Raw genomic sequence first — 21,668 nt, 5'->3', positions numbered from 1 at the left:
GGCCCTCGAAAAAGCTAAACTGGTTTAAACGTTTAGCAACCTTGCGCCGGTTATGTCCGCCCTGCTGCTCCGGTTCACCGGTTCAGCCGGGTGACTGAAGTGTCGATTATGGAGACCGGAATGCAGACGATTCGCAAGTTCATCAAGAACAGCAAGGGCGCGACCGCCATCGAATACGGCCTGATCGCAGCGCTGATCGCCGTCGCCGCGATCGCCGCGATGCAGGGCCTCGGCAACAAGCTGAAGACCACGTTCAACAACGTGTCGACGAACATGTCGGCGACCTGATCCCACCTTCGGGTAGGATCGATGCGAAGGGCGGCGGAACTCCGGTTCCGCCGCCCTTTTTCTCGTGAGGCTTACAGGCGGCCCATCGCCAGGAACTTCTCGCGCCGGTCCTGCCGCAACGTCGCGGCGTCGCGGTGATCGAGAGCCGCCAGTGCCTCATCGAGCGCATCGCCCAGGGCACGAATCGCTTCGGCGGGATCGCGATGTGCGCCGCCGAGCGGTTCGGGGACGATCGTGTCGATCACGCCGAACGTCTTGAGGTCCTGCGCGGTGACGCGCATCGCCTCGGCCGCGTCCGCCGCCTTGTCGGCGGTGCGCCACAGGATCGAGGCGCAGCCTTCGGGGCTGATGACCGAATAGATGGCATGTTCGAACATCAGCACGCGATTGCCCGCCGCCAGCGCCACCGCGCCGCCCGAGCCGCCCTCGCCGACGATCGCCGCGACCACCGGTACGCCCGCCGCCAGACACGCCTCGGTCGAGCGCGCGATCGCCTCGGCCTGGCCGCGCTCCTCCGCCTCGATGCCGGGGAAGGCACCCATCGTGTCGACCAGCGTCACCACCGGCAGGCCGAATCGGCTCGCCATCTCGACCAGCCGGATCGCCTTGCGATAGCCCTCGGGCTTGCCCATGCCGAAATTGTGGCGCAGCCGCGTCGCGGTGTCCGAGCCCTTCTCATGGCCCAGCACCATCACCTTGCGGCCGCGGAAGCTGGCGAAGCCGCCCATGATCGCCTGATCGTCCGAAAAGGCGCGGTCGCCCGCCAGCGGCACGAACTCATCGAACAGCCCGGCGACATAGTCCTTGAAATGCGGTCGTTCGGGATGCCGCGCGACCTGCGTCTTCTGCCACGGGGTCAGCTTGGCGAAGGTATCGCGCAACAGCTTGTCCGACTTGGCCTGCAGCCGCGCCAGATCGGCCGCGATGTCGATCGTGCCGTCCGCCGCGGTCGCGCGGAGTTCGTCGATCCGCCCCTGCAGCTCGGCAATCGGTTTTTCAAATTCGAGGAAGCTCGCCATGGAACGCCGGTTACGGGCGACGCGCGCGTCCGTCAACGCGCCCGGGATCGCCGAGCGGATGGCGCGCATTGACCAGCTCGACCAGCCGGCTCGCATCGACATGCGTGTAGATCTCGGTCGTCGCGATATCGGCATGGCCAAGCATCGACTGCAAGGCGCGCAAATCGGCGCCGCCGGCAAGCAGATGCGTCGCGAAAGCGTGGCGCAGCACGTGCGGGCTCACCCGGTCGGGCGCGATGCCCGCCTCCGCCGCCAGCGCCTTGACGAGCTGGTAGAGGCGGATGCGCGAGAGATGCCCCTTGCCCGACGGGAAGAGCCACGGCGTCTCGACCGCGACATGCCCGCGCCACGCCGCCACCGCCGCGCGGGCGCGGTCGGACAGCGGCACCAGCCGCTCGCGCCCGCCCTTGCCCTTGAGGATCAGATAGGGCCGGTCGGGATGGACGGCATTGCGCGGCAGGCTGACCAGCTCTGTCGCGCGCAGCCCCGATCCGTAGAGCAGCTCGACCAGCGCCGCGAGACGCAGGTCGTTGGGCAGCGGCCGTTCCACCCCGATGCGCGCAGCGATCGCCGCGAACAGCCGTTCGACATCGCCATGGCCCAGCACCTTTGGCAGCGGTCGCGCCGCGCCGGGACGCGGCAGCGCCTTGCCCGGATCGTCGGCGCGATGCCCCTCGTCGACAAGGAAGGCGTAGAAACGCCGCAACGCCGCCGACTTGCGCGCGACGGTGCTCCGCGCCAGCGCACGCCAGTCCTCCGCCAGCACCTGCAACCGTGCATCATCCGCCGCGACGAGCCCGCCCGGCACCGAAGCCGAGGCGAGCGTCAGGTCGCTGCGATAGGCGGCGATCGTATTCGCCGCAGCGCCGGCCTCGGCGGCGAGCATCTCGAGGAACCGCTCGATCAGCGCGCGGTCGCCGCTACTCACACCCGCGCGAGCGCCTCGGCGGCGATCATCCGCGCCTCGCCCTCCAGCCCGACCGCACGCAGCGCGCTGACGATCCGGTAGAGCATCGCCGGCGGCACGCCGCGCCATTGCGGCGTCTGCATGCCGATCGCGGCGAGCAGCACCACCGTCCCCGGCTGGCCATCGGATGCGGCACGATCGATCGCACGCGTCCAGCTGTTCTCGGCGCCGATCTTCACGTCGAGCGCCGCGGCGGCGCGTTCGGTGTCCTCCTGCGTCAGCCGGCCGAGCCCGGCGAGGCCGGCGAAAAACAGCCGCTGCTTGAGCGCGGCATTGCCGGTGCCCGCATAGGACGACAATTGCCGGTAGCTCAGCCGCCCGCCGCTGTCCGGGTCGGCGAGCGCGATCATCGCCCAGGCGTCGCTGCCCTCGTCGACCGCGGCCCGCCAGCGCGCCGCGCTGCGATCGAGCCCCGCGGTCAACATCGACGCGACGAGCTGCGGCGCGTCGGCGATCCCGGTCCGTACCGGCAGCCGCGCCGCGGCGCGCGCGGTCAGCACCAGCCGCGGATAGGCGGGCGTGGTGCCCCACAGCGCGCGCAACGCGGTCAGCCGCGTGTCCATGTCGCCGCCGATATACGCGGTGCGCAGGTCGTTGATCGACGCGGCCACCGGCGCCGGCGTGTCGTTGGCCGCATCGAGCGCGCCGTACAGGTCGACCAGCGCCGCGGCGGACAGCACCCCCTGCCCCGCCGCTGCCTCCGCCGATGTCAGTCGCTCGGCCATCGGGATCCCCGGCGCGAGCGCATACCAATAGCGCGCCTGCGGCCCCGCGGTCGCGAACACGTCGGCTGGAATCGTGACTCCGGTCGCCGCGGCGAGGCCGAACCGCCAGGCGGTCAGCGCGTCGACGCCCGCCCATTCGATCGTCACCGCCTGTCCGCCACCGGGACCGGCACCGACCACCTTCTGTGCCAGTTGCAGGTCGATCCCGGTCGCGACGTTGCGCTTGCGCGCGGCGGTGACGAGCGCCTTGGCGCGCGCCGGTTCGCCGGCAAGCCCGGCGCACATCGCCTGCGCCAGCGTCCAGCCGCGCTCGCGGGTCGCCGCGAAGCCGGCATCGGCGATCGAGCACAATTCCGCCGGATCGCCCGTCGCCAGCGCGGCGTTCATCGCGACCTGGTATAGTTTGGGCGTATAGCCGGCATTGTCGACGCTCTGCACCACCGCACGCGCGCCGACCGCCTCGCCCATGCGCAGCAGCAGCCACGCACGCTCGGCGGCGAAATCGGCGCCATGGACCTGCGCCGGCGTATCGAGCTGCGCGACCAATGTCCGCCGCAGCAGGATCGACAGCCAGCGCGACGGCAGCGGCGCGGCGACGCGGCGCATCAGGCCTTCGAGATAGCGCCCGTCCGCCTCCCCGAACGCATCCGCGGCGAGTGCGCCCTCGCGCTCCCCCGCCGGCCCGACCCGATCGAGCGACCGGCGCGCCGAGAGCGGCATCTCATATTGGGCGAGCACCGCCGGATCGACGGTTGGCGTCGGGCTCGGCGTGGCGCTCGCTACCGGTGCCGGCAGGTCGAGCGGCAGCGGCTGGACGAGCCCGGTGGCGGCGGGCGCTGGCGCGGCGATCGTGCCCGTCGGCGTGGTACGGGGCGTTGACGCGGTTGCGCGTGCCGAGGGTGCGGGAGCCGGCGCCGGTTCGCCGAAGCCGGGCGGCAGGATCGATTCGGGCCGCTCCTGCGCATAAGCGGCGACGGCGGCGGCGGTGATCGCGACCGCGGCGACGCCGCGCGTCAGTCGACGCAAGCCTGAGCGCCGCTTGTGTCCTGAAACCGCTGCCAAGATTCCCCCGTCATGCCGGACTTGTTCCGGCATCCACCGTTCCGCAGGCGACTGATCCGTTGCTCCTGCGGCACCGTGGACCCCGGAACAAGTCCGGGGTGACGGCGTGGATGGGGCAGCCGGATCGCTCATCGCCAAGCCACTGTCCAGGCGACACGCACAGCGTACGCCCTAGCTGAGGTTGGCAAGCGTCACGGCCTTTTCGACATGCGTCTGCGGCCGCTCCGAAGCGCGGCCGGCGAGCAGGAACAGGCCGCCGCCCACCACGACGAGGAGCACGATGACGGAGAGGACCAAGCGAGACATACCGTACCTTAGGACACGTAAAAGACGGATGCGGAGCTTTTGCCCCGTCCGGACCCGCTGTATAGCGCTCCATTCCATGTTGCAAAGCGCTCATCCCCCGGCTGCCGCCCCTGCCCGCCACGATCCCGCTCGGCCGATCGTGCTGGTGGGGCTGATGGGCGTCGGCAAGTCGACCGTCGGCCGCCGGCTGGCGAACCGAATGCGCCTGCCTTTCGTCGACGCCGACACCGCGATCGAACAGGCCGCCGGCATGACCGTCGCGGAGATCTTCGCGCGCTTCGGCGAACCCTATTTCCGCGACGGCGAACGCCGCGTCATCCAGCGGCTGATGGACGGCACGCCCAAGGTGATCGCCACCGGCGGCGGCGCCTTCATCAACGACGAGACGCGCGCGCTGATCCTAGCCGAGGCGACCGCGATCTGGCTGCGCGCGCATCCCGACGTGCTCGCCGAACGCGTCGGCCGCCGCGACACCCGCCCGCTGCTGCGCGGCAAGGACCCGCGCAAGGTCCTCGCCGAGCTCGCCGCCATCCGCAACCCGATCTACGCCGAGGCGCATATCCACATCACCAGCAACGCCGCCCCGCACGAGACCACGGTCAATGCGATCCTGAAAGCGATCGGCCACGGGCGGCACGCGGCATGACGACCGTCACCGTCGAGCTCGGCGACCGCCGCTATCCGATCCATATCGCGGCCGGGCTGCTCGCAAGCGCCGCCGACCATCTCGCCCCGCTCGCGCGCGGCCGCACGATGGCGATCGTCACCGACGAGAACGTCCGCCCCCATGCCGACACGTTGCAGGCGGTGCTCGCCGCCGCCGGAGTGCGGAGCGAGGCGATCGTCCTGCCGCCCGGCGAGAAGACCAAGAGCTGGGAGCATCTCGTCGGCCTGTGCGACCGGCTGCTCGACCTCGGCGTCGAGCGCGGCGACCATGTCGTCGCGCTGGGCGGCGGGGTGATCGGCGACCTGGTCGGCTTCGCCTGTGCGATCCTCAAGCGCGGCTGCCACTTCGTCCAGATCCCCACCACCCTGCTCGCGCAGGTCGACAGTTCGGTCGGCGGCAAGACCGCGATCAACACCCGCGCCGGCAAGAATTTAATCGGCGCCTTCCACCAGCCGTCGCTGGTGCTGATCGACCCGTCGCTGCTCGACACGTTGCCGCTGCGCGAAGTCCGCGCCGGTTACGCCGAAGTCGTCAAATACGGCCTGATCGACGATCCCGCCTTCTTCGAATGGTGCGAGGCGAACGGCGCGGCGCTGCTCGCCGGCGATCCGGCGGCGCGCGACCATGCGATCGCGCATGCCGTCGCCGCCAAGGCGCGCATCGTCGCCGCCGACGAGCATGAGACCAACGGCACGCGCGCGTTGCTCAACCTCGGCCACACCTTCGGCCATGCGCTGGAGGCCGAAGCGGGCTTCTCGCAGAAACTGATCCACGGCGAGGGCGTCGCGGCGGGCTGTTCGCTCGCCTTCGCCTTCTCCGCCGCGCAGGGTATCGGTTCCGGACAGGACGCGGGCCGCGTCGCCGGGCATTTTCGCAGCGTCGGCCTGCCCGACGGTCTCGCCGCCGCCGGCATCGCCGCAAGCGGCGCGACGCTGGTCGACCATATGCGCCACGACAAGAAGATGGCGGCCGGCACGCTCCCCTTCCTGCTCGCCCGCGGCATCGGTCGGACCTATCTCGACAAATCGGTGGATCTTGCGGATGTAGCCACGTTCCTCGACGCGCAGCCACGCTGATGCCCAACGGCATCGCCAAGGGCAATCTGCCGACCAAGATCTGCCCGGCGTGCGAGCGCCCCTTCGCGTGGCGCAAGAAATGGGCGCGCGACTGGGATTCGGTGGTCTATTGCTCGGACGCCTGCCGCAAGAAACGGTAGGCGTCCGAAAGGATAACGATCGGGTCGCCGCATGGATCTGGTGGACCGGGCGATTGCAACGCCAGACTGCGAACGTTCAGGACGTCCGTATCCGCATCGCAACCCGACCGGCAATGAATGAGACCGCGGCGGCTGGAACTGCCAGGATGCACAGGAAGAGCAATCCTGCCGCGAGCAACGGGCCTGTTCCGGCGTTGATCCACATCACTGGCAGCTGCGAGAACGTGATGATGACTCCAGCCAGCCACCCGTGGCTTCTTAGGAAATACCCGGCGACCGCTGCCAATGCGATGGTTATTGGATACCAGAGTATCCAATAACCATCGCTATCCCAGGGCTCCTGCGCTCCCGTCACCTCACAAACCAGCTGCCAGTACAATCCGCTGGCGAGCAGCAGGGCAAAAAGCTTCATCAATCGCGCACGCATGCCCGGTTGTTCTCACATCGGCGCTTGGGTGCCAACCTGTGGAGAGGCCTTCGATGTCCGCCCGTGATCGCTCGCCCGGCGATGCCAACGCCTCCTCACCCCGTCGCGGCAATCCCCGGCACCAGCGATCGCGGCTTGAGCAGCATCGCCTGCCGCACCTCGCCGGGGTCGGCGAGCGCGCGCGCGGGCTTGCCGATCAGATAGCCCTGGATCGCCGAACAACCCTCGCGCGTCACGATCGACAGTTGCGCAGGCTGCTCGATCCCCTCGGCGAGCACCGACATGCCGAGCGTCCGGCCGAGCGCCGCCACCGAACGCAGGATCGACACCGCCTGGTCGTCATGGTCGATCGCCGACACGAACGAGGCGTCGAGCTTGATCCGGTCGAACGGGAACGAGCGGAGCACGTCGAGCGACGAATAGCCGACGCCGAAATCGTCGAGCGCGATGCCGATTCCCATCGCCTTCAGCGCCTGCAACTGGTCGAGTGCGAAGTTGCGATCGTGGATGATCGCGCTCTCGGTCAGTTCGAGCACCAGCCGTTCGGGCGGCAGGCCGCTGTCGGCGAGCGCCGCCGCCACCGTCTCGACCAGCCGCGGGTCGGCGAGATGCTTGGGCGACAGATTGACCGCGACGACGTGCCGGTTGGTCCACAAGGCCGCCTCGAAACACGCCTGACGCAGGATCCAGATGCTCAGCGGCACGATCTCGCCGCTTTCCTCCGCCAGCGGGATGAACACCAATGGCGCGATCCGCCCCCGGGTCGGGTGGTTCCAGCGGACCAACGCCTCATAGCCGGTGATCTCGCCGGTTTCGACCGACGCCTGCACCTGGTAATGGAGTTCGAACGCCTCCGCCTCGACCGCGGCGCGCAGGTCGGTGACCAATTCGCGGCGCGCGCGTACCGCCTCGTCCATCTGCGCATCGTAGAAACACGGTTCCGGCGAGCGCGCCGCCTTGGCGCGGCTCATCGCCAAATCGGCCTTGGCGAGCAGCGCATCGGGATCAAAGCCGTCGTGATGCGCCAACGCAACGCCGATATTGGCGTCGATCGTTGCGGTGAAGCGGTCGAACACGAACGGCGTGGCGAACGCCGCGCGCAGCCGCAGCAGGAAGGCATCGAGCTCCTCGCCGGCGTCATAGGAGATGATCGCGGCGAATTCGTCGCCGCCCAGCCGCGCGATACATTCGCCCGGACGCAGGCGTGCAGTCAGCCGCGCCGCCAGCGCCATCAGCAACTGGTCGCCGGCCTGATGGCCATAGGTGTCGTTGACCACCTTGAACCGCGACAGGTCGAGCATCACCGCGGCAAGCTTGTGGTAGCCGCCATCGATGCGGAAGCGCCGCTCCAGCTCCTCGGTGAAATGCATCCGGTTGGGCAGGTCGGTCAGCGCATCGTGCAGCGCCATGCGCCGCAGCCGCCGATACGATTCGCCCTGCGTATGGCCGTCGATCAGCGCGCTCACCGCGGCGCCGCCGATGACGATCATCGCCGCGATTGCGGTGGTGATCGCCAGCGTCGTCATCGTGACGTCGGACAACCCCTCGCCCAGCGTCAGCGCGGTGATCGACAGCGCCGCCATGCCGGTGAAATGGAGCGTCGCCACCGCCAGCGCGAGCGTCGCCGCCGCACCGACGTTGCGCCAGCCGCGGCGGCGCCTGAACAGCGCGAACGCGGCACCCGACAGCAGCATCGCGCAGACCAGCGAGGCGGCGACGAAACGCGCGTCCCAATGGACGATGCCGTCGACGCGATAGGCAGCCATGCCTAGATAATGCATGATCGTCATCGCCATCCCGACGATCGCGCCACCGCCGAAGCGCGCCGCGAGCGGCCGGCGCGCCGCGATCGCCAGCCCCGGCGCGGCCAGGACGATCACCGCGAGCAGCGAGGCGAGCGTCAGCAGCGGATCGAGCACCACCGGCGCGCTGGCGCGATAGGCCATCATCGCGACGAAATGCGTCGCCCACACCATCGTGCCGATGCCGACCGCGGTGAGCCCGATCCAGCCGGTGCGGCTGGGGCCGGGTGCCAGCGCAATGCGGCGGAAGGTCTGCAACGTCGCCAGCGAGCCGAGCAGCGCCACCGCCAGCGCCAAGGCGACGAGCCGCAGGTCATGATCGTGTGCGATACATGCCACCACCCGCATCATGCGGCGTAGCCGAGGATATCGAGCCGCGCCTCGAGCGCCTGCGACGCCTGACGTGCGAGCCCGAGCAGATAGGCTTTCTGATCGGTCGAGGCGGGCGGACGCTCAACGGTATCGACGACGCACAGGGCGCCGACATCGACCCCGCTCAGCAGCCGTAGCGGCGCGCCGATATAATAACGGATGTGCGGCTCGCCGACCACGCCGGGCAGCTTGGCGAAACGCGGATCGTCGAGCGCGGCGCAGCATTCCAGTACGCCGCCCCGGTCGAGTGCGAAGCTGCAGAACCCGGCCTGTCGCGGCATGCAATGCAACGCGATACCCCGCGCCGCCTTGATCGCCTGCACGTCGTCATGGATCAGCGACAGCGCCGCGATCGGCGCATGGAAGGCCGCAGCGGCGGCACCGACGAAACGATCGAACGCCGGCTCCGCCGACGCCTCAATGTGGGCAAGCCCATGCACGGCTATCGAGCGGCGACGCTCGCGCAACAGGCTCTTGAACATCCCCGACCCACTATCATCCCGACGAGTATCGACCTTGGCCGTAAGACGTTAACAAATGTTGCAAATCTAGCGACGGGAAGCCGTACTGCCGGGCAAAGGCACGATCAGGCGATCGTCTCGCCTGCGCGGTGGTTAGGCCACTTTCTTCGCTGGCTTTTCGCGATTTTCTATTGCGCGTGGCGGAGGGACGCTAGGAGGGAGGTGGAAGGCACGCCGGGGGGCGTCGCCGAGGGGGTTCCAATCAGACGATGCGCCTGATCTTCAATCTGTCGCTGCTGTCCGTCGCCGTCATCGCCGCCGGTCCGGCCGCAGCCCAGACGCTGACGCCGCTGGCGGAGGCGCGCCTGCGCCACGAACATGTCGAGCAGGACGGCCTGCCCGAGCAGGCGGACGCGGTCACCGTTCGCGTCCGCGCCGGGTTGCAGGCCCGCGAGGGGCATTGGACCGCGCTGGCGGAGGCGCAGGGGAATCTGGCGATCGTCGGCGATTATTACGACGGGCTTGCCGGGCCGGCGACCGTGCGCCCGCAGATCAGCGACCCGCAGAACGTCGCGCTCTATCGCGCGCAGCTGCAATATCGCAGCGACGCGTTGACCGTCACCGCCGGCCGCCAGCGCATCCAGCTCGACGACGAGCGCTTCGTCGGCGCCGCCGCGATCCGCAACAACGGCCAGACCTTCGATGCGGTGCGCACCGAGCTGACCCCGGTCAAGGGCGTCAAGGCCGACGTCACCTATGCCTGGGGCGTGCGGACGGTGTGGGGGATCGACGGCGCGGGCGCGCGGCAGCAGGCGATCGGCGGCAACAACGTCTTCGCGACCTTGGGGGTGACGACACCGGTCGGTACGCTGGCCGGCTTCGCCTATCTGGTCGATCAGGGCGAGGCGATCGTCCAGGGCTATCGCCTGTCGAGCCAGACCTATGGCGCACGGCTGGCAGGATCGCGCGGCTTCGGCAAGACGAAGCTGGCGTGGACCGCGAGCCATGCGCGCCAGTCCGACTACCATCGCAACCCCAACGATTATGCCGCCGATTATTGGCTGGCGGACATCGGCCTCGACCTCGCCGGTCCGAAGGTGGGCGCCGGCTATGAGGTGCTCGGCGCGGGGCGCGGGCGCAGCCGCGGCGCCACGCTGGCGAGCTTCCAGACGCCGCTCGCCTCGATCTTCAAATTCCAGGGCTGGGCCGACAAACTGACCACCACGCCCGCCGACGGCATCCGCGATCTTTACGGCAGCGCCGGCTGGGGCTGGCCGCAGCTCGGCGCGCTCAAGGCGGTGAGCGTGCAGGCGGTCTACCACCGCTTCGAGAGCGACCGGCTGGTGCGGCACTACGGCAACGAGATCGACCTGCTCGCGCAGGCGCGCATCGGGCGCACCGTCGCCAGCCTGCGCTACGCCGACTATCGCGCCGACCGCTTCGCCACCGACACGCGCAAAGTGTGGTTGCAGATGGACTGGACGCTGTAGCGATCGGCGAAAGAGGAGGATGACGTGACGCTTCATGGCTGGTGGCTGTTCGTCGGCGCGGTGTTCCTGCTGTGCGGAACGCCGGGACCGAACATGCTCCACATCCTGTCGCGCAGCGTTGCGCTCGGCGCGCGGCGCAGCGTCGCGGCGATGGCGGGATGCCTGACCGCGCTGGTGCTGGTGCTCGCCGCCTCCGCCGCGGGGCTCACCACGCTCCTGCTCGCGCTGCCCGGGGCGTTCGAGGTGCTGCGCTATGCCGGCGTCGCCTATCTGATCGTCCTCGGCGTCAAGGCGTGGCGGGCCGACGTCGCGCCGATCGACGTCGGCGCGGGCACGCTGCCGCGCACGGTCTCGCTCGCCGCGCTGTTCCGCGGCGGCTTCGCGATCGGCATCAGCAATCCCAAGCTGCTGCTGTTCGCCGCGGCCTTCCTGCCGCAGTTCGTGACGCCGACGGCACCGCAGGGGCCGCAATTCGCGATACTGGTGGTGACCTTCGCGGCGCTCGAATGCTTCTGGTACGGCGTCTATGCGATGGGCGGCCGCTCGCTGTCGGCGCATCTCGCCCGGCCGACGGTGAAGCGCGCGTTCAACCGTCTCACCGGCATCATCTTCATCGGCTTCGGCGCGGCGCTGCTCCGCGCCAAATCCGCCTGAGCGTCATCCGCCCGCATCCGTATGGAATAGTCCGAAACGGTAATGAACCGAACGACGGGCGCGGAGTTGATGCGGGTCGGCCGGCCCCGCGCGGGTGCCGGACGCATTCGGAAGGACATGAGATGACACGCAAGCATATCGCCGTCGCCGCCGCCCTCAGCTTCGCCCTCACCTGCGGCGCCCCGGCCATGGCGCAGACCGTCCGCGAGACGAAGGTCGATCACGACACCAAGGTGCATGACGGCGTCGCCACCACCACGACCAAGGTGACCGAAACCAGCAAGCGCAAGACGCACCGTCCCAAGAAGGTGCTCGGCGTCAAGGTCGGCCACAAGACGGTCAAGCACAAGGTCGTGCGCGAAACCTCGGTCAGCTCGAACGGCGACCGCAAGGTCGCGGTGAAGACCAACTGATCCGTCGTCTGTAAGAAGCCCGGCGGCAAGTTGTAGCTACCACCCATCACCCCGGACTGGTTCCGGGGTGACGGTTTTCTTGAGGCGATCGACGAAGCCTCGTGAACGCCTCGGTCGTCGCCGGCGACTCACCGCGACGTCACAGCGCGAACCGGATAGTGCCGACCGCGCGGCGCGGATCGCCGATCGCCACCCCATAGGCATTGACCGCCGACGTATAATACGTGCGGTCGAAGACGTTCTTGAGATTGAACTGCAACGCCACCGTCCGCCCGGCGAGCGTCGTGTCGTAGCTGACGAAGCCGTCGACGACGGTATAAGCGGGCAGCCAGAAGCTATTGGCATTGTCCCCGGGACGCCGCCCGACATAGCGCCCGCCGCCGCCGAAGCGCAGCCGGTCGTCTCCCGCCAGCGCCCCGACGTCATAGGCGAAGAACAGCGAGCCGGTATCGCGCGCGACGTTGGCGAGCGACCGGCCGGCAAACACCGGATCCTCCGTCGTCCGCGCATCGGTATAGGCATAGCTGCCGATCAGGCTGAGCGTCCGCGTCACCTGCCCTGCGAGATCGAGCTCGACGCCGCGCGAGGCGGCGCGACCCGCGGTGCGATAGACGTTGAGCGCGGTCTTCGCATCGAACTGCCGGACCAGCACGTTGCGCTTGTCGATGTCGTACAGCGCCAGTGTCGCGGTGATGCCGTCGGGCAGATCGAGCTTCGCGCCCACCTCGTAGGAGCGGCCGCGCTCGGGCGGCATGGCGGAGGTGATGACGGCACCGCCGTCGAGCGGCGCGACGGTGGAATTGGGCTTCAGCGAGCGCGTGTAGCTCGCGTAGATCGAAACGACGTCCGCCGCCTTCCACACCAGCCCCGCCTGCGGGACGAACGACCAGCCATCGAGATCGGTGTTGGTGACGAACGGCCGCCCCTTCCCCGCCTGCTGCCGGAAGCCGATCAGCCGGCCGCCGGCGGTGACGATCCAGTGGTCGCCGAGATGGATCGCGTCCTGCCCGAACAGCGAAACGTTGTGGAGCCGGTCGGTCTGGTCGCTGTCCGTCGGCGAGACCGCGGTCGGGAACGGTTCGCGACCGTAGATCGGCCGCAGAACATTGAAGCCGTAACGCACCTTCTGCCGGATGAGGTCGCGGCGATAATAGCGCCGTTGTTCGCCCTCGACGCCGAGGATGACGTGGTGCTCCGCGCCGAAGAGACCGAAACTGCCGTCGGCATAGGCCTGGACATAGGCGTCGGTGCCGAGCGATCCGCGGGTGGCATCGTTGCTGCGGGTCAGCGTCCCCCTGGCGGTGTCGATCCCGGTGACGCGCAACTGGCCGGCATCATAGCTTTCGCTGTTGAAGCTGGCGGCGAGATGCGCGGCCCAGCCGTCGCCGAACTGATGGTCGACCGCGAGCTGGACGAGATGGCTGTCGCCCCACATCCGGTTGACGGGATCGTCGAGCCGCCGGCGGCGCGGGATCGCCAGCGGCGTCAGTGTGCGCGGATCGAGCGCGATGCCGCGGTCGAACGGATAGGAGAAGCGGCGATATTCGTACCACAGCACCGCCTGCGTCGTGGCGCCGTACCAGCCGAGCGACGGCGCGACGAGCGTGTCGCGGCGGGTACCGAAGACGCGCCAATAATCCTCGTCCTGATGATCGAGCACGATCCGGCCGGCGAGCGCGCCGGCGATCGGCCCGGTCAGATCGACGGTCGCCTGCAGCCCGGCGCGGCCCGCGGCATAGCTCGATCCGGTCAATGCCACCGAGCCGCTCGTCGCGAGGAGCGGCTTGCGGCTGACGATGTTGATGACGCCGCCGGGGTCCATGATGCCGTAGAGCAGCGAACTCGGCCCCTTGAGCACTTCGACGCTCTGTGCGGCGGCGTTGAAGCCGCGGCCCTGCACCAGCGGCATGCCGTTGTGCATCACCGATCCGTCGCGATTGCCGCCGAAGCCGCGCTTGAGGACGGTATCCTGCGTCGCGGCGAGCGTATTGCCCTGGGTGATACCGCTGACGTTGGCGAGCACCTCGTCGAGATAGCGCGGATGCTGATCGCGGATCACCTGCGCAGGGACGATGTTGACCGCCTGCGGCGTGTCGAGCGTCGTCGCGGCGGAGCGCAACGTCGAGGCGTCGGGGGTCGGCTGGTAGCGGTCGTCGGCGCCTTTCGGTGCGGGCGAGGCACGGCCGGTGACGACGATATCCTGCCCCAATCCGGTCGGCGGCGGGCGGTCGTCCGCCGCCGATGCTGGTGCCGCGACGGCGGGCGTCGCCGCCGCCAGGCCCGCGGCCAACAGGCCGCTGCTCCAGATGTTCATGATTGCCGTTCCCCCTTCGAACGGCGCCCCGTAATCAAACGCTAAGCGTTCGCAATAGCGCCGCCGACCGTTTCAACGGGTGATCCGCTCAACCTCCGCTCCCGGCTCGAAAGTTTTTTCGCGGTTTAAGCGGGAATGTCACAATCCTTGACCAAGGGGACGCGGCACGCCGCAACGACGGCAGCGATCAGCACATCGAACGATCAACAGTGGGGCCTCATGTTCAAATCCGTTCTCGCCACCAGCACCGCGCTCGTCTCGCTCTGCACGATCCTCGCCGCGCCGGCCTCCGCCCAGACCGCGGCGCCCCAGCCGGATGCACCCCAGACGGCCGACGCCGCGACGGCGCCCGAACAGACCGGTGCCACCACGCCCGAGCCGGCGGATCGCGACATCATCGTCACCGGATCGACGCGCGCGCAGCGCCGCTTCGACGCCTCCTATGCGATCAACACGGTGACGCAGGCGGACATCGAGAAGATCGCGCCGGTCAATTTCGCCGACCTCATCGGCCAGCTTCCCGGCTTCCAGACCGAGATCACCGGCGGCGAGGTGCAGAACATCTACCGCATCCGCGGCCTGCCCAACGACGGCGGCTTCGTCAGCTTCCAGCAGGACGGCCTGCCGCTGTTTCACGAGAATGACGGCGTCTTCTTCCGCGGCGACGCGATCCTCAAGCCCGACCTGATGACCGAGCGCGTCGAGGTGGTCCGCGGCGGCCCGGCACCGGTCTATGCCAGCTATTCGGGCGCGATCGTCAACGCGATCGAGGTCACCGGCCGCGACACGGTGCGCGGCAAGGCGCAGCTGACGCTCGGCGATACCGGCCTGTACCGCGGTGATTTCGTCCAGTCGGGGCCGCTCGGCGACCGGACCTATTATGCGGTCGGCGGCTTCGTCCGCTATCACGACGGCTATCGTGACAACGGCTTCCCCAACGACAAGGGCGGCCAGTTCCGCGCCAACATCAAGCACGACCTCAACAACGGTTCGCTGCGGGTGAGCGTCAACTACGTCAACGATCACAACGTCTTCTACCTGCCGATCCCGACCGCCGACCCGCGCAATCCGTCGGTGTCGCTCGACCGATACATCGATTATTTCAGCGGCACGCTGAACTCGCCGGCGTTGCGCAACGTCGACCTGCGCTACCGCAATGGCGCCGGCGTCGTGCAGAACGAGGCGAGCGATCTGGGCGACGGACGCCACATGCGGATGGTCAACGTCGGCGCGCAATATGACGCCGAATTCGACGGCTGGCTGGTCTCCGCCAAGGCCGGCTTCACGATGGGCAAACTCGACTTCACCGCCTTTTATTCGACGACCAATCCCTCCGATGCGAATGCCTTCGCCAGCGGCTATCAGGCGCGGGCGACGACCGCATTCGGCCCCGTCACGTCGCTGGGCTACGTGCTGGCGGGCACGAACACGGTCTACGATCCTTATGGCGCGTCCGGGCTGGTCATGCAGGGCCAGTATCGCGACATTCATTCGAAATTCTATTCGAACCAGATCAATCTGTCGGTCGCCAAGAAGTTCGAGACCGGCTTCGGCAGCCACGACCTCAAGCTCGGCCTGTACGGCAGTCTGTATGGCGAGGACAGCCGGACGATCTACCAGAACTATCTGATCGAGGTCGCGAGCCGGCCCCGCACGCTCGATCTCGTCGCCTACAATGCCGCCGGTACGCGGATCGGCCGGGTCACCGACAATGGCGCGCTCAGCTACGCCGCGACGCTGACCAAGGGCGATTCCGACGCGCAGATGATCGCGGTCTTCGCCAACGATACGTGGGAGATCGTGCCGGGACTGCGCATCGATGCGGGCATCCGTCACGAACGCTATAGCTACAACGGCTATGCCTTGCTCACCGGTGCGGCGAACCTCGGCGATCCCACCACGCTGGCCGACGACGCGACCCGCGCCTTCACCGGCGGCATCATCAACCAGCGGCTGAAGACGCATGCCACCAACTGGACAATCGGCGCCAACTACGACTTCAACACGCATATCGGCGTCTACGGCCGCGCCGCGCATCTCGAAACGCCGCCGAGCGTGCAGACGGTGATGAGCATCAATCCGACGATCATCACCACGATCGCCAACCAATATGAGGCCGGCCTCAAGCTCGCCGCCGGCCGTTCGTACCTCTACGTCACCGGCTTCTACACCAATTTCGATCCGCTCAACGCCTCGTTCCTCGCCTTCGACCCGACGACGGGGCGTAACGACGTCAACGTCCCCTTCATCGGCAAGGCCAAGGTCAAGGGCGTCGAATTCGACGGCGCGCTGGCGATCACGCCATGGTTCATGCTCAATGGCGCGCTGACGGTCAGCGACCCCAAATATCGCAACTTCCAGAACGCCAATGGCGCCGACCCGGCGCAGGCCGAGGGCAAACAGATCGTCCGCCAGCCGAAGATCTATGGCAACATCCGCCCCAGCTTCGACTTCGATCTGGGCGGCAATGCGATCTCGCTGTACGGTCGCTACACCTATATGGGGAAGCGCTATGTCGACTTCTACAATCGCACGGCGCTGCCCGCTTATGGCACGACGGGGGCGGGCGTGACGGTGCGGCACGGGAAGTGGCAGTTGCAGGTGGTCGGTGACAATCTGTTCAATGCGCACGGCCTGACCGAGGGCAATACGCGCACCGATCAGGTCAGCGGCCAAGGCAGCCCGGAGGCGATCTACGGCCGGCCGATCTTCGGCCGCAACGTCCGCCTCGTCGTCGGCAAATCGTGGTGAGGATGCGGCTGGCGGCGGCGGCGCTGATGCTGGCATGCGTGCCCGCCGCCGCCGCGCCGGCCGGCGACCGCGTCGTCGCCGCGCTGTCGCACCGACTGTTCCCGCTGCTCGACGCACTCGGCGGCGACCCGGTGGCGACCGCCCGGCTCGAGGCACAACCCGGCGTTGCGGCGATGCTCGCGGCACGCGCTGCGCGGCGCACGGCTTGCGCGCAGGATCTCGCCTGTCTCGCGCAGGCGATGGTGTGGACGCCCGAAGACGGCGCTGCGCTCACGGCGGCGGTGCCGGCGAACGCCAGCCGTGCCGATGACGGCGCACGCGCGCAGGCGGCGCGCGAGATCGAGGGGATCAACACGATCCTGCGCACCTATGCGCTCAATCAGGTGCCACGCTACCCGCAGATCGACGGCGCCGGCATACTCGATCCGCTTGAGCTGCGCGCGCGGGTGCAGGCGGCGGACTGGCTGGCGCGGACGCCGCGCGGCGGGTCGGCGCAGGCGCTCGACCCGAGCGTCGAATTCACGCTGGCGCTGCTCGACGTCAGCGACCGCACCGACGCGATCGGCTTCGAGCCGATCGCCGGCGGCTTCAACGCCCCCGCCGTCAGGCGCGCGCGCACGCTCGACTGGGCGCGCTGGCGGTATAGCGCGCTGATCCTCACCGGCGTCGGTCCGGAGACGCCGGACGCGGCGCTCAGCCCCTATGGCAAATATCACGTTCGCCTCGCTGCCGACCGGTTCGCGCGCGGCGATATCGCCTTCATTCTGCTGACGGGTGGCCGCGCCCATCCCCGCGCGACGCGCTTCACCGAGGCGGAGCAGATGCGCAGCGCGCTGATCGACCGCTACGGCATCCCCGCCGAGGCGATCCTGATCGAACCCTATGCGCGCCACACCACGACCAATTTGCGCAACGCGACACGGGTGCTCGCCGCGATCGGCGCGCCGCTCGACCGCGACACGCTGATCGTCTGCAATCCCGGCCAGAGCGAGACGATCGCCAGCCCGGCCTTCGCGCAACGCAACCGGACGGAACTTGGCTACGAGCCGGGCACGGTCGGCCGCCGCCTGTCGCCGACCGAGCTGGAATTCCGCCCGTCGCCCAAATCGCTGCGCATCGATCCGCGCGACCCGCTCGACCCCTGATCCGAAAGTCCCGCCGATGCGCCGCTTCCTCTTCGCCGCCCTCGCCCTGCTGCCGACGCCCGCGCTCGCCTGGGGCGGCACCGCGCATGCGGTGATCGACCGTGCCGCGATCGCGGCGATCCCCGACGATGGCCCGGTCTTCCTGCGCCGGCACGTCGACTATATCGCCAGCTCCGCCGCGCTTCCCGACGCGTGGCGCAACGCCGCGGAGAATTTCGCCAAGATCGAGGAAGACCCGAACCACGGCTGGTTCCGCGAGCAATTCGCTTTCCTGAAGCCGATCCCACGCTCGCGCTATGAGTTCGTCATCGCGCTGTTCAAACATTATGAAGCGATCAAGCGCAGCGATCCCGCCACCGCGGCGCGCACCAACGTCCGCTGGACGGGCACTCTCCCCTATGCGGCGATGGAGGCATATCAGCGGATCATCGTCTGCATGCGGCAGGTCCGCGCGGCGCAGGCGGCGCAGCACGATGCCGCCTTCGCCGAACAACATTGCGCCTTCGACGTCATCCGCCTCGGCCATTATATTGGCGACGGTGCGCAGCCGCTGCACGACTCGGTCAACAGTGACGGCTGGCGTGGCGCCAATCCGAAGGGCTATACGACCGATCGCTCGATCCACGGCCGCTTCGAGAGCGGCTTCGTCGACGGCATGCGGCTGACCGCCGCCGATCTCGCGCCGCGCATCGGTGCCCCGGGACGGCGCAGCGGCGACATGTTCGACGCGATCCTCGCTTTCCTCGATAACGCCGGCGACCGGATGGAGCGCGTCTACGTTCTCGAACGGCGCAACGGCTTTCGCGACTTCGCCGACAAGGACGTGCGCGCGCTGATCTACGAGCGGACCAGCGCCGGCGCGACGATGTTGCGCGACATGCTGTGCCGCGCCTGGGCGGAAAGCGCGGTGCCGCCGGCCGAGGTCAAGCCGTCACCGATCGACTTCGACAACCCCCGCTTCGATCCCGAGACGGGGTCCGCGCCGGGCTGAGACCGGTTTTCGGAAACGCTGCCATTCCGTGCGCAATCTTGTGACGGCTCGCGATCGGGCCCAGTTTGTCGCGATGAAGAACATCGGCTTTCTCTCGTTCGGCCATTGGTCCGATGCCCCCGGTTCGGCGACCCGCTCGGCGCAGGACGTGCTGCTCCAGTCGATCGACCTCGCGGTCGCGGCGGAGGAGCTCGGCGCGGACGGCGCCTATTATCGCGTCCACCATTTCGCGCAGCAGCTCGCCTCGCCCTTCCCGCTGCTCGCCGCGGTCGGCGCGCGGACGAAGCGGATCGAGATCGGCACCGGCGTGATCGACATGCGCTACGAGAACCCCTTCTACATGGTCGAGGATGCCGGCGCCGCCGACCTGATCAGCGGCGGACGGCTGCAGTTGGGCATCAGCCGCGGCTCGCCCGAACAGGTGATCGAAGGCTGGCGCCATTTCGGCTATGCCCCCGCGCCCGGTGAGAGCGACGCCGACATGGGCCGCCGCCACGGCGAATTGTTCTACGAACTGCTCGCCGGCAAGGGCTTCGCCAAGCCCAATCCGCGGCCGATGTTCCCCAACCCGCCCGGTCTGCTCCGGCTCGAGCCGCATGCCGAAGGGCTGCGCGAGCGGATATGGTGGGGATCGAGCAGCGACGCCACCGCGATCTGGGCGGCGCAAAAGGGCATGAACCTGCAGAGCTCGACGCTCAAGGCCGACGAGAGCGGCGAGCCGTTCCACGTCCAGCAGGCCAAGCAGATCCGCGCGTATCGCGCCGCCTGGCAGGAGGCGGGCCATGCCCGCACCCCGCGCGTCTCGGTGTCGCGGTCGATCTTCGCGATCATGAACGATCGCGATCGGCAATATTTCGGCCGCGGCGACAGCAGCGACCAGATCGGCGTGATCGACAATATGCGCGCGGTGTTCGGCCGCTCTTATGCGGCCGAACCAGAGACGCTGATCGAACAGCTCCGCGCCGACGAGGCGATCGCCGAGGCGGACACGCTGCTGCTGACGGTGCCGAACCAGCTCGGCGTGGCGTATAACACCCACGTCATCGAGTCCGTGCTCCGCCACGTCGCGCCCGCGCTCGGCTGGCGCTGAGCGCGGTTCTACTCTGCCTCGCTTTTGGGCGTCGCCGCCCGCCAAAAGATAAAATAGCCGAGCAGACCGGACAGGATCGATGCGACGAGAATGCCAAGCGACGCCTGTTCGGTCTCGGCGACATCGGCGAAGGCGAGTTCGGCGATGAACAGCGAGATGGTGAAGCCGATACCGGCGACGCCACCGATACCGAGCACCATCTGCCACGTAACGCCATCGGGCAACGTCGCCCGCCCCAGTCGCGTTGCCAGCCACGTCGCGGCGAGGAAGCCGAGCGGCTTGCCGATCACCAGCCCGACGACGACACCCGCGCTCAACGGCGAATGCAGCGCCTCGCCGACCAGCTCGGGTGAGAAATGGATGCGGACGTTGGAGACCGCGAACAAGGGCAGCACGATGTAGGAGACCCACGGGGTCAGCACCCGGACGAGCCGTTCGGCAGCCTCGTCGGTTGCCGCGGCCATTTCGTGGATGTAGCCGAGCCGCTGTTGCGCGTGATCGCGCGCCTCTTCCTCGACAGCGGGATCGTCGGTATCCTCGGCCGCGGCAACGGCTTCCTTGAACTGGTCGACGGGGCGCTGCACGCGTTCGGCGAACACCCCTTCGGACAATCGCGAGCTGGTCGGCAGCAGCAGGCCTACCGCGACCCCGGCGATCGTCGGATGGATGCCCGAGCCGAACACGCCGATCCACACGACGAGGCCGAGCAGGACATAGGGGATGGACGCGACCCAGCGCAGCCGCAGCAGGCCGACGATGCCGAGATACCCCGCGGCCGCGAGCGCCACGAACCACCAGTCGATCGACGCGGTATAGGCGACCGCGATGACGAGCAGCCCGAACACGTCGTCGATCGCGGCGAAGGCGAGCAGCACCGCGCGCACCGCCGGCGGCAGGCGGGTGGTGAACATCGCGACGATCGCCAGGCTGAAGGCGGTGTCCATCGCCGCGACGACGCCCCAGCCGTGCTGCGTCGGCGTGCCGTAATTGAAGGCGAGATAGAGAGCGACCGGCACCACCAGCCCACCGATCGCGCCCGCGACGGGGAAGATCGCGGTCTGCCACGAGGCGAGCGATCCCTTGACGAACTCCCGCTTCACCTCGGTGCCGATGATCAGGAAGAACAATGGCATCAGCGCGTCGTTGATCCATTCGGCGGCGGGCCGGCCGAAGGTCCAGGCACCGTAGCTGAAGCTTACCGGCCGGTCCCACAGCCGCACATAGTCGGCGCCGAACGGCGAGTTGACGACGACCAAGGCGACGATCGTCGCGATCAGCAGCGGCCCGCCCGAGACCTGGCCGATCGCGAAAAATGGTTCGATTTTCTGCAGGATCGCCGCAGCGGGCGAATGATGGGCCCGTGCCGCGACGCGCCCGGACAGGCGGGGGTTGAGAGCCATGGAATTCCTGTTCAGCAAACCTTGGGAAATGATACGGATAAGCACTCCGGTGCGTTCCCGGCTGCGCTGACCCTCGTAAGCCTTGGTGGTGCAGATTAGACGTATCTA

Annotated in this window: 19 protein-coding genes and 2 pseudogenes; 12 read left to right on the top strand and 9 right to left on the bottom strand. The window is 68.4% G+C overall.

Annotated features, from left to right (window positions below; all coding sequences use genetic code 11):
* Nucleotides 1–120 precede the first annotated feature (120 nt).
* The gene (locus tag AC07U4_RS01645) at nucleotides 121–288 is read left to right on the top strand and encodes a Flp family type IVb pilin (protein WP_038666264.1); all 168 of its coding nucleotides are present in this window, start codon (nucleotides 121–123) and stop codon (nucleotides 286–288) included.
* Between the two features lie 71 nt (nucleotides 289–359).
* Here the strand turns inward: AC07U4_RS01645 and AC07U4_RS01640 are convergent, their stop codons facing one another.
* The 4 genes from AC07U4_RS01640 to AC07U4_RS01625 all read right to left on the bottom strand — a co-directional run bounded on the left by AC07U4_RS01640 (nucleotide 360) and on the right by AC07U4_RS01625 (nucleotide 4,367).
* Nucleotides 360–1,307 carry an acetyl-CoA carboxylase carboxyltransferase subunit alpha gene (locus AC07U4_RS01640; RefSeq protein ID WP_495194993.1) on the bottom strand — a complete coding sequence of 316 codons (948 nt, stop codon included), beginning with the start codon at nucleotides 1,305–1,307 and terminating at the stop codon, nucleotides 360–362.
* Nucleotides 1,308–1,317: 10 nt separating this feature from the next.
* The gene (locus AC07U4_RS01635; protein WP_495194205.1) at nucleotides 1,318–2,235 is read right to left on the bottom strand and encodes a tyrosine-type recombinase/integrase; all 918 of its coding nucleotides are present in this window, start codon (nucleotides 2,233–2,235) and stop codon (nucleotides 1,318–1,320) included.
* Nucleotides 2,232–4,094, bottom strand: coding sequence for a hypothetical protein (locus AC07U4_RS01630; protein ID WP_495194204.1), 1,863 nt, complete (start codon nucleotides 4,092–4,094; stop codon nucleotides 2,232–2,234). The genes AC07U4_RS01635 and AC07U4_RS01630 overlap by 4 nt, the downstream gene beginning before the upstream one ends.
* 138 nt (nucleotides 4,095–4,232) lie before the next feature.
* Nucleotides 4,233–4,367 (bottom strand): hypothetical protein, encoded by a 135-nt coding sequence (locus AC07U4_RS01625; protein ID WP_281177479.1) that lies wholly within the window; start codon nucleotides 4,365–4,367, stop codon nucleotides 4,233–4,235.
* 76 nt (nucleotides 4,368–4,443) lie between these two features.
* Here AC07U4_RS01625 and AC07U4_RS01620 point away from each other — a divergent pair, with 76 nt between their 5' ends.
* Genes AC07U4_RS01620 through AC07U4_RS01610 form a run of 3 tightly spaced genes read left to right on the top strand, consistent with a single transcriptional unit; the run spans nucleotide 4,444 to nucleotide 6,250 of the window.
* Nucleotides 4,444–5,013 (top strand): shikimate kinase, encoded by a 570-nt coding sequence (locus tag AC07U4_RS01620; protein ID WP_081974304.1) that lies wholly within the window; start codon nucleotides 4,444–4,446, stop codon nucleotides 5,011–5,013.
* Nucleotides 5,010–6,110 carry a 3-dehydroquinate synthase gene (aroB, locus tag AC07U4_RS01615; protein WP_495194203.1) on the top strand — a complete coding sequence of 367 codons (1,101 nt, stop codon included), beginning with the start codon at nucleotides 5,010–5,012 and terminating at the stop codon, nucleotides 6,108–6,110. Before AC07U4_RS01620 ends, aroB begins: the two co-directional genes overlap by 4 nt.
* A complete protein-coding gene (locus AC07U4_RS01610) occupies nucleotides 6,110–6,250 on the top strand; it encodes a DUF2256 domain-containing protein (protein ID WP_495180340.1) in 141 nt (46 codons plus the stop codon). The genes aroB and AC07U4_RS01610 overlap by 1 nt, the downstream gene beginning before the upstream one ends.
* A 76-nt stretch (nucleotides 6,251–6,326) precedes the next feature.
* Here AC07U4_RS01610 and AC07U4_RS01605 read toward each other — a convergent pair whose 3' ends face one another.
* Nucleotides 6,327–6,677, bottom strand: coding sequence for a hypothetical protein (locus AC07U4_RS01605; protein WP_495194202.1), 351 nt, complete (start codon nucleotides 6,675–6,677; stop codon nucleotides 6,327–6,329).
* Between the two features lie 95 nt (nucleotides 6,678–6,772).
* Nucleotides 6,773–8,827, bottom strand: a complete 2,055-nt coding sequence (locus AC07U4_RS01600; protein ID WP_495194992.1) for a putative bifunctional diguanylate cyclase/phosphodiesterase — start codon at nucleotides 8,825–8,827, stop codon at nucleotides 6,773–6,775.
* Here AC07U4_RS01600 and AC07U4_RS01595 point away from each other — a divergent pair.
* Nucleotides 8,812–8,931, top strand: a pseudogene (locus tag AC07U4_RS01595) (hypothetical protein); the annotation flags it as partial. The gene AC07U4_RS01600 and the pseudogene AC07U4_RS01595 sit on opposite strands and share 16 nt — an antisense overlap.
* Here the strand turns inward: AC07U4_RS01595 and AC07U4_RS01590 are convergent.
* A pseudogene (locus AC07U4_RS01590) lies at nucleotides 8,875–9,333 on the bottom strand (GAF domain-containing protein); the annotation flags it as partial. The pseudogenes AC07U4_RS01595 and AC07U4_RS01590 overlap by 57 nt on opposite strands.
* A gap of 248 nt (nucleotides 9,334–9,581) precedes the next feature.
* Here AC07U4_RS01590 and AC07U4_RS01585 point away from each other — a divergent pair.
* The 3 genes from AC07U4_RS01585 (at nucleotide 9,582) to AC07U4_RS01575 (ending at nucleotide 11,869) form a co-directional block, all read left to right on the top strand.
* On the top strand, nucleotides 9,582–10,802 hold the full coding sequence (locus AC07U4_RS01585; protein WP_495194201.1) for an alginate export family protein: 1,221 nt from the start codon (nucleotides 9,582–9,584) through the stop codon (nucleotides 10,800–10,802).
* A gap of 24 nt (nucleotides 10,803–10,826) precedes the next feature.
* A complete protein-coding gene (locus tag AC07U4_RS01580) occupies nucleotides 10,827–11,456 on the top strand; it encodes a LysE family translocator (protein WP_038658979.1) in 630 nt (209 codons plus the stop codon).
* Nucleotides 11,457–11,578: 122 nt separating this feature from the next.
* On the top strand, nucleotides 11,579–11,869 hold the full coding sequence (locus AC07U4_RS01575; RefSeq protein ID WP_495180343.1) for a hypothetical protein: 291 nt from the start codon (nucleotides 11,579–11,581) through the stop codon (nucleotides 11,867–11,869).
* A 139-nt stretch (nucleotides 11,870–12,008) separates the two neighbouring features.
* Here the strand turns inward: AC07U4_RS01575 and AC07U4_RS01570 are convergent, their stop codons facing one another.
* Nucleotides 12,009–14,183 (bottom strand): TonB-dependent siderophore receptor, encoded by a 2,175-nt coding sequence (locus tag AC07U4_RS01570; RefSeq protein ID WP_495194200.1) that lies wholly within the window; start codon nucleotides 14,181–14,183, stop codon nucleotides 12,009–12,011.
* 219 nt (nucleotides 14,184–14,402) lie between these two features.
* Here AC07U4_RS01570 and AC07U4_RS01565 point away from each other — a divergent pair, with 219 nt between their 5' ends.
* The 4 genes from AC07U4_RS01565 (at nucleotide 14,403) to AC07U4_RS01550 (ending at nucleotide 20,160) form a co-directional block, all read left to right on the top strand.
* Nucleotides 14,403–16,934 carry a TonB-dependent receptor gene (locus AC07U4_RS01565; protein ID WP_495194199.1) on the top strand — a complete coding sequence of 844 codons (2,532 nt, stop codon included), beginning with the start codon at nucleotides 14,403–14,405 and terminating at the stop codon, nucleotides 16,932–16,934.
* Nucleotides 16,935–16,936: 2 nt separating this feature from the next.
* The gene (locus AC07U4_RS01560) at nucleotides 16,937–18,079 is read left to right on the top strand and encodes a YdcF family protein (protein ID WP_495194991.1); all 1,143 of its coding nucleotides are present in this window, start codon (nucleotides 16,937–16,939) and stop codon (nucleotides 18,077–18,079) included.
* 16 nt (nucleotides 18,080–18,095) lie between these two features.
* Nucleotides 18,096–19,070: a phospholipase C/P1 nuclease family protein gene (locus AC07U4_RS01555; RefSeq protein ID WP_495194198.1), complete on the top strand. Its 975-nt coding sequence runs from the start codon at nucleotides 18,096–18,098 to the stop codon at nucleotides 19,068–19,070.
* A gap of 73 nt (nucleotides 19,071–19,143) precedes the next feature.
* On the top strand, nucleotides 19,144–20,160 hold the full coding sequence (locus AC07U4_RS01550) for an LLM class flavin-dependent oxidoreductase (RefSeq protein WP_495180348.1): 1,017 nt from the start codon (nucleotides 19,144–19,146) through the stop codon (nucleotides 20,158–20,160).
* Nucleotides 20,161–20,168: 8 nt separating this feature from the next.
* Here the strand turns inward: AC07U4_RS01550 and nhaA are convergent, their stop codons facing one another.
* Nucleotides 20,169–21,560, bottom strand: coding sequence for a Na+/H+ antiporter NhaA (gene nhaA / locus AC07U4_RS01545; protein ID WP_495194197.1), 1,392 nt, complete (start codon nucleotides 21,558–21,560; stop codon nucleotides 20,169–20,171).
* Between the last annotated feature and the right edge of the window lie 108 nt (nucleotides 21,561–21,668).

This window comes from Sphingomonas sp. GW821-FHT02B09 (assembly GCF_059421875.1).
This window is presented reverse-complemented; position numbering and strand designations above follow the sequence as displayed.

Bases quoted from the DNA above. Each gene is read 5' to 3' on its own strand.
- AC07U4_RS01645 (WP_038666264.1), top strand. From the start codon at position 121: ATGCAGACGATTCGCAAGTTCATCAAGAACAGCAAGGGCGCGACCGCC.
- AC07U4_RS01640 (WP_495194993.1), bottom strand. From the start codon at position 1,307: ATGGCGAGCTTCCTCGAATTTGAAAAACCGATTGCCGAGCTGCAGGGG.
- AC07U4_RS01630 (WP_495194204.1), bottom strand. From the start codon at position 4,094: ATGCCGGAACAAGTCCGGCATGACGGGGGAATCTTGGCAGCGGTTTCA.
- AC07U4_RS01625 (WP_281177479.1), bottom strand. From the start codon at position 4,367: ATGTCTCGCTTGGTCCTCTCCGTCATCGTGCTCCTCGTCGTGGTGGGC.
- AC07U4_RS01620 (WP_081974304.1), top strand. From the start codon at position 4,444: ATGTTGCAAAGCGCTCATCCCCCGGCTGCCGCCCCTGCCCGCCACGAT.
- aroB (WP_495194203.1), top strand. From the start codon at position 5,010: ATGACGACCGTCACCGTCGAGCTCGGCGACCGCCGCTATCCGATCCAT.
- AC07U4_RS01610 (WP_495180340.1), top strand. From the start codon at position 6,110: ATGCCCAACGGCATCGCCAAGGGCAATCTGCCGACCAAGATCTGCCCG.
- AC07U4_RS01605 (WP_495194202.1), bottom strand. From the start codon at position 6,677: ATGCGTGCGCGATTGATGAAGCTTTTTGCCCTGCTGCTCGCCAGCGGA.
- AC07U4_RS01600 (WP_495194992.1), bottom strand. From the start codon at position 8,827: ATGCGGGTGGTGGCATGTATCGCACACGATCATGACCTGCGGCTCGTC.
- AC07U4_RS01585 (WP_495194201.1), top strand. From the start codon at position 9,582: ATGCGCCTGATCTTCAATCTGTCGCTGCTGTCCGTCGCCGTCATCGCC.
- AC07U4_RS01575 (WP_495180343.1), top strand. From the start codon at position 11,579: ATGACACGCAAGCATATCGCCGTCGCCGCCGCCCTCAGCTTCGCCCTC.
- AC07U4_RS01570 (WP_495194200.1), bottom strand. From the start codon at position 14,183: ATGAACATCTGGAGCAGCGGCCTGTTGGCCGCGGGCCTGGCGGCGGCG.
- AC07U4_RS01565 (WP_495194199.1), top strand. From the start codon at position 14,403: ATGTTCAAATCCGTTCTCGCCACCAGCACCGCGCTCGTCTCGCTCTGC.
- AC07U4_RS01560 (WP_495194991.1), top strand. From the start codon at position 16,937: ATGCGGCTGGCGGCGGCGGCGCTGATGCTGGCATGCGTGCCCGCCGCC.
- AC07U4_RS01555 (WP_495194198.1), top strand. From the start codon at position 18,096: ATGCGCCGCTTCCTCTTCGCCGCCCTCGCCCTGCTGCCGACGCCCGCG.
- AC07U4_RS01550 (WP_495180348.1), top strand. From the start codon at position 19,144: ATGAAGAACATCGGCTTTCTCTCGTTCGGCCATTGGTCCGATGCCCCC.
- nhaA (WP_495194197.1), bottom strand. From the start codon at position 21,560: ATGGCTCTCAACCCCCGCCTGTCCGGGCGCGTCGCGGCACGGGCCCAT.